This is a genomic window from Pseudomonas sp. WS 5021 (genome assembly GCF_012985535.1).
Lineage (GTDB): Bacteria > Pseudomonadota > Gammaproteobacteria > Pseudomonadales > Pseudomonadaceae > Aquipseudomonas.
Genome location: NZ_JAAQWP010000001.1, coordinates 449,459 through 460,624, shown reverse-complemented (window position 1 = coordinate 460,624; position 11,166 = coordinate 449,459). Strand labels below are relative to the sequence as shown.

The 11,166-nt window shown below is 58.1% G+C and carries 12 protein-coding genes; 6 read left to right on the top strand and 6 right to left on the bottom strand.

Features of this window, described 5'->3' with window-relative positions:
* Positions 1 to 15 precede the first annotated feature (15 nt).
* Both nth and HBO19_RS02065 read left to right on the top strand, forming a co-directional pair.
* Positions 16 to 654 (top strand): endonuclease III, encoded by a 639-nt coding sequence (nth, locus tag HBO19_RS02070; RefSeq protein WP_170041834.1) that lies wholly within the window; start codon positions 16 to 18, stop codon positions 652 to 654.
* A 107-nt stretch (positions 655 to 761) separates the two neighbouring features.
* Positions 762 to 944: a hypothetical protein gene (locus HBO19_RS02065; RefSeq protein ID WP_169954443.1), complete on the top strand. Its 183-nt coding sequence runs from the start codon at positions 762 to 764 to the stop codon at positions 942 to 944.
* Positions 945 to 1,006: 62 nt separating this feature from the next.
* Here the strand turns inward: HBO19_RS02065 and HBO19_RS02060 are convergent, their stop codons facing one another.
* From HBO19_RS02060 to HBO19_RS02050, 3 genes are all read right to left on the bottom strand, one after another.
* Entirely contained in the window at positions 1,007 to 1,639 is a 633-nt protein-coding gene (locus HBO19_RS02060; RefSeq protein WP_169954444.1) for a response regulator transcription factor, read from the bottom strand.
* 623 nt (positions 1,640 to 2,262) lie between these two features.
* Positions 2,263 to 3,480 (bottom strand): argininosuccinate synthase, encoded by a 1,218-nt coding sequence (locus HBO19_RS02055; protein ID WP_029295244.1) that lies wholly within the window; start codon positions 3,478 to 3,480, stop codon positions 2,263 to 2,265.
* A gap of 128 nt (positions 3,481 to 3,608) precedes the next feature.
* Positions 3,609 to 4,517 (bottom strand): OmpA family protein, encoded by a 909-nt coding sequence (locus tag HBO19_RS02050; protein WP_169954445.1) that lies wholly within the window; start codon positions 4,515 to 4,517, stop codon positions 3,609 to 3,611.
* 156 nt (positions 4,518 to 4,673) lie between these two features.
* Between HBO19_RS02050 and pyrC the strand changes: the two genes are divergently transcribed.
* Both pyrC and rnt read left to right on the top strand, forming a co-directional pair.
* Positions 4,674 to 5,720, top strand: a complete 1,047-nt coding sequence (pyrC, locus tag HBO19_RS02045) for a dihydroorotase (RefSeq protein WP_032858441.1) — start codon at positions 4,674 to 4,676, stop codon at positions 5,718 to 5,720.
* Entirely contained in the window at positions 5,717 to 6,388 is a 672-nt protein-coding gene (gene rnt / locus HBO19_RS02040; protein WP_029295237.1) for a ribonuclease T, read from the top strand. Before pyrC ends, rnt begins: the two co-directional genes overlap by 4 nt.
* Before the next feature lie 71 nt (positions 6,389 to 6,459).
* Here the strand turns inward: rnt and HBO19_RS02035 are convergent, their stop codons facing one another.
* Positions 6,460 to 7,062 (bottom strand): peroxiredoxin, encoded by a 603-nt coding sequence (locus tag HBO19_RS02035; RefSeq protein ID WP_032858443.1) that lies wholly within the window; start codon positions 7,060 to 7,062, stop codon positions 6,460 to 6,462.
* A 235-nt stretch (positions 7,063 to 7,297) separates the two neighbouring features.
* Here HBO19_RS02035 and HBO19_RS02030 point away from each other — a divergent pair, with 235 nt between their 5' ends.
* A complete protein-coding gene (locus tag HBO19_RS02030) occupies positions 7,298 to 7,516 on the top strand; it encodes a bacterioferritin-associated ferredoxin (RefSeq protein ID WP_038442994.1) in 219 nt (72 codons plus the stop codon).
* Positions 7,517 to 7,717: 201 nt separating this feature from the next.
* The gene (gene bfr / locus HBO19_RS02025) at positions 7,718 to 8,188 is read left to right on the top strand and encodes a bacterioferritin (RefSeq protein ID WP_038442996.1); all 471 of its coding nucleotides are present in this window, start codon (positions 7,718 to 7,720) and stop codon (positions 8,186 to 8,188) included.
* Positions 8,189 to 8,267: 79 nt separating this feature from the next.
* Here bfr and grxD read toward each other — a convergent pair whose 3' ends face one another.
* Positions 8,268 to 8,606, bottom strand: a complete 339-nt coding sequence (grxD, locus tag HBO19_RS02020; RefSeq protein ID WP_032858447.1) for a Grx4 family monothiol glutaredoxin — start codon at positions 8,604 to 8,606, stop codon at positions 8,268 to 8,270.
* Between the two features lie 103 nt (positions 8,607 to 8,709).
* Positions 8,710 to 10,818: a molybdopterin oxidoreductase family protein gene (locus HBO19_RS02015; protein WP_170041833.1), complete on the bottom strand. Its 2,109-nt coding sequence runs from the start codon at positions 10,816 to 10,818 to the stop codon at positions 8,710 to 8,712.
* Between the last annotated feature and the right edge of the window lie 348 nt (positions 10,819 to 11,166).

Below are 11,166 nucleotides of genomic sequence, written 5' to 3'. Positions count from 1 at the left end.
GGAACCGCTCGCCCAATGAACGCCGCAAAACGCCTGGAGATCTTTCGTCGGTTTCACGAGGACAACCCCGAGCCCAAGACCGAACTGGCCTACTCATCGCCGTTCGAGTTGCTGATTGCCGTGATCCTGTCTGCGCAATCGACGGATGTGGGCGTCAACAAGGCCACGGCCAAGCTGTTTCCCGTGGCCAACACCCCGGCTGCGATCCATGCCCTGGGGGTCGAAGGGTTGTCGCAGTACATCAAGACCATTGGCCTGTACAACAGCAAGGCGAAAAACGTCATTGAAACCTGCCGACTACTGGTCGAGTTGCATGACGGTGAAGTGCCAGAGACCCGCGAAGCACTTGAAGCCCTGCCCGGCGTTGGCCGCAAGACGGCCAATGTGGTGCTCAATACGGCGTTTCGCCAATTGACCATGGCGGTGGACACCCATATTTTCCGTGTCAGCAACCGCACGGGAATCGCGCCGGGCAAGAATGTGGTGGAGGTCGAAAAGCAATTGATGAAGTTTGTGCCGAAGCCTTACCTGCTCGACTCCCACCACTGGCTGATCCTGCACGGTCGGTATGTGTGTCAGGCCCGCAAGCCGCGCTGTGGCAGCTGCCGCATCGAAGACTTGTGCGAATACAAGGAAAAGACGTCGGACGATTGAGCAATCATTGGTTTTATTGATCAGTCGATTGAAAAAATCTTTTTTACCCGGTGCACGATTGTCGATATAAGGAGCGCCAACGGCAGTCTTAGCCTGGAGTTAACCTTATGAGCACTGGCAAAGAACAACTGGATGTAGAAGAAGACTTTGTGGCCGCAGACACGGACGAGGCAGCCGAGGCGCCTGTAGAAGTTGCCAAGACCAATTTGAGCAAACGCCGCACCATCGACAACCTTCTGGAAGAGCGACGCTTGCAAAAACAGTTGGCCGATTACGATTTCGATCTCTAGCCAAACGATCACACAGAAGCCTCCGCCATGGAGGCTTTTTTCTGCCTGTTGCTCCCTGCTTCTTAAACCAGGCCGTTACGCTGGGCAAGCTCGATCAGGTCCACCAGGGACCGGGCGTTGAGCTTGAGCAGCAAGCGCGTCTTGTACGTACTCACAGTCTTGTTGCTGAGGAACATGCCATCAGCGATCTCTTTGTTGGTCTTCCCCTGGGCCAGTTGCTGCAGCACCATCATCTCCCGGCCTGAAAGCCGCTCGACCATGTCGGCTTCGCAGGTATTACCCTGGCTGGAACGCACCGAGTTGAGTGCCTGGTTGGGAAAGTAGCTGTAGCCGGACAGCACCGCCTTGATCGCGCTCAGCAACTCGGTCAGATCCTGTTGCTTGCACACGTAGCCAGCCGCGCCCGCGTGCATGCAGCGCATGGAGAAGTGGCCAGGCGCCTGCGACGTCAACACCAATACCTTGAAGGGTTGCGCCTGCTTGGTGGAAGACAGGCGACAAATAACTTCCAAACCGTCAAGTTTGGGGATTCCAATATCCAGGATGACAATATCCGGCATATGCTCCCGCGCTAGTTGCAACGCGTCGACTCCGTTATCGGTCTCTGCAACGACCTCATAACCATGACGTTCCATTAGCATGCGTACAGCAAGGCGAATGACGGGATGATCATCCACGATCAGCACTTTATTCATGGGCAAGTCCAATTTCGCTGTTCGAATTATTCAGAACCAGCACAATAGCCTAGTCGTTTCCTCCTTGGCATAGCACTCCCCCCCAAGTAACGACAAGCAGAGACCCAACCCACAAAGTTATGAGAATAGGCCTACAAAAAAACGCCTATATGGATGTGTGGGTTATTGTTTGGCCTTTCAGAACTTTCCGTGAGCAAACATATTTTGAGCAAAAAAACGCCTGCCAAACCAGCAAAAGTAAACACGACGCACGCCACTTTCAGGAAATGCCCCTTGCCAGGGTTGTACCGGGAGGGACCAATACAGAAAAACACCTCTCGGAAAAGTTCCATGGAAAAATTCACTACTAACCATGTACCGAACCATCTGACAGATAATTCTTAAGATAAAACCAGATACCTGATCCGTCCTACTAATTAACCGAATGAATTTAAACATAAATACTCATATACGGTTAACCTACCAACTTCCAGATACAAAAATCACAAGCAACCCATAATAAACAGCAACACCCTCAACACCAGAAAAAACATTAAACATGATTAAACAACGACGCCCAAAATTACAGTCAAAAAAAATGGCCCCTCATTCGAGGGACCACTTTTTATCCAGCCTGGACGACATCAGAACAACTTGCGGCCCTTGTTGGCCGCAATGCGCATGCGCAGAGCGTTGAGCTTGATGAAGCCAGCGGCGTCGGCCTGGTTGTAGGCGCCGCCATCTTCTTCAAAGGTCGCGATGTTGGCGTCGAACAGCGACTCATCGGACTTGCGACCGGTGACAATCACGTTGCCCTTGTACAGCTTCAGGCGCACAACGCCGTTCACATGGACCTGGGACGCGTCGATCATCTGTTGCAGCATCAGGCGCTCAGGGCTCCACCAGTAGCCGGTGTAGATCAGGCTGGCGTACTTGGGCATCAGCTCGTCCTTGAGATGAGCTACTTCACGGTCCAAGGTGATGGACTCGATGGCGCGGTGAGCGCGCAGCATGATGGTGCCACCCGGGGTTTCGTAGCAGCCACGGGACTTCATGCCCACGTAGCGGTTTTCGACGATATCCAGACGACCGATACCGTGCTCGCCACCGATACGGTTCAGGGTCGCCAGTACGGTGGCCGGAGTCATTTCGACACCGTCCAGCGCAACGATGTCGCCGTTGCGGTAGGTCAGTTCCAGGTATTGCGGCTTGTCAGGAGCGTTCTCCGGGGAGACGGTCCATTTCCACATGTCTTCTTCGTGCTCGGTCCAGGTGTCTTCCAGTACGCCGCCTTCATAGGAGATGTGCAGGAGGTTGGCATCCATCGAGTACGGGGACTTTTTCTTACCGTGGCGCTCGATCGGGATGGCGTGCTTTTCAGCGTAATCCATCAGCTTTTCACGGGACAGCAGGTCCCACTCACGCCAAGGAGCAATCACTTTCACGCCTGGCTTCAAGGCATAGGCGCCCAGTTCGAAACGCACCTGGTCGTTGCCCTTGCCGGTGGCACCATGGGAAATGGCGTCTGCGCCGGTTTCATTGGCAATTTCGATCAGGCGCTTGGCGATCAGAGGACGTGCGATGGAAGTACCCAGCAGGTACTCGCCTTCGTAGACGGTGTTGGCGCGAAACATCGGGAAAACGAAATCGCGGACGAATTCTTCGCGCAGGTCGTCAATGTAGATCTCTTTGACGCCCATGGCTTGCGCCTTGGCTCGTGCAGGTTCGACCTCTTCGCCCTGACCCAGGTCAGCGGTAAAGGTCACCACTTCACAGTTATAAGTATCCTGCAGCCACTTGAGGATCACCGAAGTGTCCAGGCCGCCGGAATACGCGAGAACGACCTTGTTTACGTCGGCCATGCCATCACTCCACGGGGTTTTACGGAAAGGCGTCGATTCTACCGATCAAAACCGTGAAATTACAGGGGCGCGACAGCAAATGAAGATAAAGCGACAGATTATGTCGGGCGAGCGACGAATGGCCGCACCTAAGAGGTCGCTGCCGCATTCGCCGGGCCCGCAGCCTGAGGCGCCGGTTTTTCAGGGGCAGGCACGCGGTCGAGGTGGATATTCACCCGTCGGTTCTTCGCCCGGTTGGCCGGATTGGTATTGGGTACCAAGGGATAACGTTCACCGTGGAAGCGCAGGACGATCTGCGATTCGGGAATGCCATTGGCCTTGAAGAAGTCCATCACGGCCAAGCCCCGGCGTCGGGACAGGTCACGATTGGTCAGGCGGTTGCCGCTGTTGTCCGAGTGGCCGTCCAGCTCGATATGGTTGACCGTAGGATCGGCCTTGATGAACTCAAGCATCACCATCAACTTGGCCTTGGCGGCCGGGTCCAGGTCGATGCCGCCGCCCGGAAAGCCGACTTCAGCCTGCTTGACCTGCTCGAAGTTCATCGGCAGCAACTTCGCGGTACACAACTGGTAGTCGCTGTAGGCCTTGTTAAAGCGTACCGGCAGCAGGCGGATCTCCGAATAACCGCCATCCCGCGAATAGTGGCGCACGGTCGGGCTGCGGCCATCGAGCAAGCCATTGAACAGGCGCCCGGCCTGGGCCTGGGAACTGTTGAACAGCACATCACCACTGCCGGCCCGCACGGCGCCGAGGTTGATATCACCGCGCCCAGGCTGCCACGGCGCGGCCGCCGCCAATAGTGTTGCAGAGCCGACGCCCAACGCACCGTTGTAGGCTTTCAAACGAAATGTCGCCTGCTCGCCGGCCCGGCGCACGAACTCACCCGAACCAAAATCGGCGATCGGCTGGCTCAAGCGGCACTCGAACTTGTCGCCTTCCACCTTCCACTCAATATTTTCCAGGCGCGTCTGGAACGTCAGGGCCATCGCAGGCAGGCTGGCGAACACGCTGAGCAGGGCTAGATATTGCTGGCGCACGGGCGGCTCCACTGGTTTCTACAACACAACAAGGCGTCATACATCGTTAAGGCATACCCAGGGATATCGGTCGCGTCCTGCAAAACTTGATAGCGAGTGCCTGCAAGAGTCTTTTCCGGTAGCATTCCCACCAGATTGACCCGCCTGGAATCCCCAATGTCCGACCGCCTGACCCTGCTGCGTCCCGACGACTGGCATATTCATCTTCGCGATGGTGCTGCGTTGCCCCAAACCGTGGCCGATGTTGCGCGCACGTTTGGCCGCGCCATCATCATGCCTAACCTGGTACCTCCGGTGCGCAATGCCGCAGAAGCCGACGCCTATCGCCAGCGCATCCTCGCTGCGCGGCCGGCCGGCAGCCGCTTCGAACCGTTGATGGTGCTCTACCTGACCGACCGCACCCAGCCCGCCGAAATCCGCGAGGCCAAGGCCAGCGGTTTCGTACACGCCGCCAAGCTGTATCCGGCCGGCGCCACGACCAACTCCGACTCCGGCGTGACCAGTATCGACAAGATCCTGCCCGCCATCGAAGCCATGGCCGAAGTGGGCATGCCGCTGCTGATCCACGGTGAAGTCACCCGTGGCGATGTCGATGTGTTCGATCGCGAGAAGATCTTCATCGACGAACACATGCGCCGTGTGGTCGAGCTGTTCCCGACCCTCAAGGTGGTGTTCGAGCACATCACCACCGCAGACGCCGTGCAGTTCGTCACCGAGGCGTCGGCCAACGTCGGCGCGACCATCACCGCGCATCACCTGCTGTACAACCGCAACCACATGCTGGTGGGCGGGATCCGGCCGCACTTCTATTGCCTGCCGATCCTCAAGCGCAACACCCACCAGGTGGCGTTGCTCGATGCGGCTACCAGTGGCAGTGCGAAGTTCTTCCTCGGCACCGACTCGGCGCCCCACGCCCAGCACGCCAAGGAAGCGGCCTGCGGCTGTGCCGGCTGCTACACCGCTTATGCGGCGATCGAGCTGTACGCCGAGGCCTTCGAGGCGCGTAACGCCCTGGACAAACTCGAGGCTTTCGCCAGCCTCAATGGCCCGCGTTTCTACGGCCTGCCGGCGAATACCGACCGTATTACCCTGGTCCGTGAAGACTGGACCGCCCCCACCAGCCTGCCATTTGGCGAGCTGACCGTTATCCCGCTGCGCGCCGGTGAAACACTGCGCTGGCGCCTGCTGGAGGAACACAAGTGAGTGAAGACCATTACGACGACGAACAGGAACACGGTGGCGGCGGTTCGCGCCATCCGATGGCCGAGCGTTTTCGCGGCTATCTGCCTGTCGTTATCGACGTAGAAACCGGCGGCTTCAATTGCGCTACCGATGCGCTGCTGGAAATTGCAGCAACCACCATCGGCATGGACGAACAGGGCTTTGTGTATCCAGAACACACCCATTTCTTCCGCGTCGAGCCGTTTGAAGGCGCCAACATCGAAGCCGCAGCCCTGGAATTCACCGGGATCAAGCTCGACCATCCGTTGCGCATGGCCGTTAGCGAAGAAGCGGCATTGACCGATATCTTCCGTGGCGTACGCAAGGCCTTGAAGGCCAACGGCTGCAAACGCGCGATCCTGGTCGGCCACAACAGCAGCTTCGACCTGGGCTTCCTCAACGCCGCCGTGGCGCGCCTGGACATGAAGCGCAACCCGTTTCACCCGTTCTCCAGCTTTGACACGGCCACCCTGGCTGGCCTGGCTTATGGCCAGACCGTACTGGCCAAGGCGTGCCAGGCAGCCGGTATCGACTTCGACGGTCGCGAGGCCCACTCAGCTCGCTACGACACCGAGAAGACTGCCGATCTGTTCTGCGGCATCGTCAACCGCTGGAAGCAGATGGGCGGCTGGGAAGATTTCAGCGACTGATTGAATCGCCAAATCCCACGCATAAAAAAACCGGCCCTCTCAGGCCGGTTTTTTTTCACCGCGAACCTGGCTTACAGCTTGCCAGCGTTCTCGGTCAGGTAAGCCGCAACGCCTGCTGGCGAAGCGTTCATGCCTTTGTCGCCTTTTTTCCAGTTGGCTGGGCAGACTTCGCCGTGCTCTTCGTGGAATTGCAGAGCGTCGACCAGGCGGATCAGCTCTTCCATGTTACGGCCCAGCGGCAGGTCGTTGATGATCTGCGAGCGCACAACGCCCTTGTCGTCGATCAGGAACGCGCCACGGAAAGCCACGCCGCCTTCGGACTCAACGTCGTAGGCCTTGGCGATGTCGTGCTTCATGTCGGCAGCCATGGTGTATTTGACTTTGCCGATGCCGCCATCATTGATAGCGGTGTTGCGCCAGGCGTTGTGGGTGAAATGGGAGTCGATGGAAACGGCGACCACTTCAACGTTACGCGCCTTGAAATCGTCCATGCGGTGATCCAGGGCGATCAGCTCGGACGGGCAGACGAAGGTGAAGTCCAGCGGATAGAAGAACACCAGGCCGTATTTGCCTTTGATGGCTTCAGACAGCTTGAAGCTGTCAACGATTTCGCCATTGCCGAGGACGGCTGGGACGTCGAAATCCGGGGCTTGTTTGCCGACGAGTACGCTCATTGGTTATCTCCTGATGGTAATTGAAGTAAATGGACCGCCCTTGAGTCTGCCGCGAATTGACGACAGGCCTGTGACGCGATCACGCTTCGTAAAGACCGACCATCATACCTGAAAAAAGCCGTTCGTCAGTGTGGGGGCCAGGGCGGGCAACGGTTTGAGAAAGCACTTTGACAATCATTCTCGTTAACATTAAGATCCATCGCACTTAAGCCTTAAACCGCGATGGTTCTCCCTTATGTATGTCTGCCTCTGCACTGGCGTCACCGACGGACAAATCCGCGAAGCGATCTATGAAGGTTGCTGCAGCTACAAGGAAGTGCGTGAAACCACCGGCGTTGCCAGCCAATGTGGCAAATGTGCCTGCCTTGCCAAGCAAGTGGTACGGGAAACCCTGACAAAACTGCAGGTAGCCCAGGCGGCGATCCCCTACTCGGCAGAATTTACACACGCCTGAAACAGCCTATTTTAAAGAACCGGACTTAGTGTCCGGTTTTTTTATGCCTGTAATTCAAATAGTTAGGGCCAAGACGCGGAACACAAACATTCTTATTCCGATTAATTTTCATTTATTATTCAATAACTTAGGTTTGACACCAGTAATTGCGCAGCTCAAACTCCGCCCTATATACAACGAACACAGGGCAGGACCCCAATCATGAAAGGCGACATTTCAGTCATCCAGCAACTCAACAAAATCCTTGCCAATGAACTGGTCGCGATCAATCAGTACTTCCTGCATGCACGCATGTATGACGATTGGGGTCTGGAAAAGCTCGGCAAGCGTGAGTACAAGGAATCGATCAAGGCCATGAAGGACGCAGACGCGCTGATCAAGCGCATCCTGTTCCTCGAAGGCCTGCCGAACGTCCAGGACCTGGGCAAGCTGAACATCGGCGAGCACACCCTGGAAATGCTCAACAGCGACCTGGGCTTCGAACGCAAGAGCCATGCCGACCTCAAGGCCGCCATCGCCCATTGCGAAACCAAGGGCGACTTCGGCAGCCGCGAACTGCTGGAAGACATCCTCGAAGACCAGGAAGAACATATCGACTGGCTGGAAACCCAAGTTGGCCTGATCGACAAAGTGACCCTGGAGAACTACCTGCAATCGCAAATGGGTGAATAACCCATCGCCTGCCGGTAAACATCAGGCACAAAAAAGCCCCGCTCTCGAATGAGAAGCGGGGCTTTTTATTGCGCGCCGATTACGCTTCGGTCTTGGCCGCCGCTTTTTCAGCAGCATCCTTGATCAGCGCTTGCAACGAACCATCAGCCGCCATTTCGGTGATGATGTCGCTACCGCCGACCAGCTCACCGGCCACCCACAGTTGTGGGAAAGTAGGCCAGTTGGCGTACTTGGGCAGATTGGCGCGGATTTCCGGGTTTTGCAGGATATCGACGTAAGCGAACTTTTCGCCACACTGCATGACAGCCTGGGAGGCCTTCGCGGAGAAGCCGCACTGCGGGGCATTCGGCGCGCCCTTCATGTAAAGCAGAATGGTGTTGTTAGCAATCTGCTCTTTAATCGTTTCGATGATATCCATGGAACACCTCGGCTGGAACTTTGCGACTCACAGGTCGGCACGGTGGCGCATTGTAACGCAAAATCCCAGCGTGGTGCTCGGGCTCCCCGACAGACTCACTGCGTCACGCCGCCGCGACCTGCACCGGCACGCCATTCAATGCCGCGTTGCCCGACAACTCATCCAACTGCCGCTCATCCGTCAGGTCGTTGGCACTGGCCCCCGGCTGCGCGCTGGCAATGTTCATGTGCACGCCCGGCCGATCATGACCCCAACCGTGGGGCAGGCTGACCACGCCGGGCATCATCTCCAGGCTGGCCAGCACTTGCACCTCGATCATGCCGATCCGCGAACTGACCCGCACACGCTGCCCGTCACTGAGCTGGCGATTGGCTAAGTCATCCGGGTGCATCAGCAACTGGTGCCGCGGCTTGCCCTTCACCAGCCGGTGATAGTTATGCATCCATGAATTATTGCTGCGTACGTGCCGGCGGCCGATCAACAGCAACTCATCGACCTTGGGCAACGGCAATGCGGCAAACCGCGCCAGGTCCGCGAGGATCACTGCTGGCGCCGCCTGCACCCGACCATTGGCGGTTTTCAAGCGCGCGGCCAGGTTGGCCTTCAGCGGCCCCAGGTCCAGGCCGTGGGGATGCTCGGCCAACATCGCCACTGACAACTTGTGCGTGGAGGCGTCGCCATAGGCTCCCGCCCGCAGGCCCAGGTCAATCATCTGCGCCGGCGCCAGGGTCGGCTTGAGCGGGTTGCCGGTGCGGGCCGCAAACGCTTGGGCCAGGCCGACGAAAATCTCCCAGTCGTGCAGTGCACCCTCGGGCTTGGGCAGAATCGCCCGGTTGAAGCGCGTGACGTTGCGCACTGCAAACATGTTGAAGGTGGTGTCGTAGTGATCGTTTTCCAGGGCCGAGGTCGATGGCAGGATCAGGTCGGCATAGCGTGTGGTCTCGTTGATATACAGATCGACACTGACCATGAACTCCAGGCCGTCCAGCGCCTGCTCGAGTTGCCGCCCATTGGGCGTGGACAGCACCGGATTGCCAGCCACTGTCACCAGTGCGCGGATTTGTCCTTCGCCCTCGGTGAGCATTTCTTCGGCCAGGGCCGACACCGGCAACTCGCCACTGTACTCGGGACGCCCGGACACCCGGCTCTGCCAACGATTGAAGTGCCCGCCGGACGTGGCCGCCACCAGGTCTACCGCAGGCTCAGTGCACAAGGCACCGCCGACCCGGTCCAGATTGCCGGTAACTAGGTTGATCAACTGCACCAGCCAGTGGCACAAGGTACCGAACGCCTGGGTCGACACCCCCATGCGCCCGTAGCAGACAGCCTTGTCTGCCGCCGCAAAATCCCGCGCCAACTGGCGAATCTGCTCGGCCGGCACCGCGCATTGCGCGCTCATGGCCTCGGCGGTAAAGCCCGCGACAGCGCGGCGCACCTCGTCCAGGCCATCCACCGGCAAGTGGCTGTCGCGGGTCAGGTGCTCGCTGAACAATGTGTTGAGTAACCCAAACAGCAACGCCGCATCGCCACCGGGGCGCACAAACAGATGCTGGTCGGCCATGGCCGCCGTCTCACTGCGCCGGGGGTCGACCACCACCACTTTGCCGCCACGTGCCTGAATGGCCTTCAGGCGTTTCTCCACGTCCGGCACGGTCATGATGCTGCCATTGGAGGCCAGTGGATTGCCGCCAAGGATCAGCATGAAGTTGGTCTGGTCGATATCCGGGATGGGCAGCAACAGGCCATGGCCGTACATCAGGTGGCTGGAAAGGTGATGGGGCAACTGGTCTACCGATGTCGCAGAGAAGCGGTTGCGCGTCTTCAACTGCCCGAGGAAGTAATTGCTGTGGGTCATCAAGCCATAGTTATGCACGCTGGGGTTGCCCTGATACACCGCCACCGCATTGTGCCCATGCCGCGCCTGGATCCCCGCCAGCCGTTCGGCCACCAGGGCGAAGGCCTCGTCCCAGGGGATCGGCTGCCATTCGCTGCCCACCCGCAACATGGGTTGGTGCAGGCGATCGGGATCGTTCTGAATATCCTGTAGGGCCACGGCCTTGGGGCAGATATGGCCGCGGCTGAAGGTGTCCTGTGCATCACCCTTGATCGAGGTGATGGCAATACTGCCATCATCCGAGGTGGTGGTTTCCAGGGTCAGGCCGCAGATGGCTTCGCACAGGTGGCAGGCACGGTGATGGAGAGTCTTGGTCATGGCCAGTCTCTTTATTAGGGCTTTGGCCCGACTATGAGCCGCGCCCATCGGCGGCGCCAGCAACGTTCGCCCCGTGAATCAACGGGCATCAGGCCAGGCCATGGGTAAGCATGAGCAAATGTTTCAGAAACCTCCCACACCGCCCAGGAAACCGACCCAACCTGGCCCGGGGCCGCCATCACACATTGCAAAAGGTCGCGGCGCCAGTGTACAAATGACCCGCTGCTGTCCGTAAACAGGCCTCAAAAGTGCAATTCCCGCCCCTTTGAACACCCCTAAAAAACCGTAGCCTATTGGTAAGACGCGACATTTAGTGTCAATATCGCGCCTTCCCCTATTTCGTCGCCC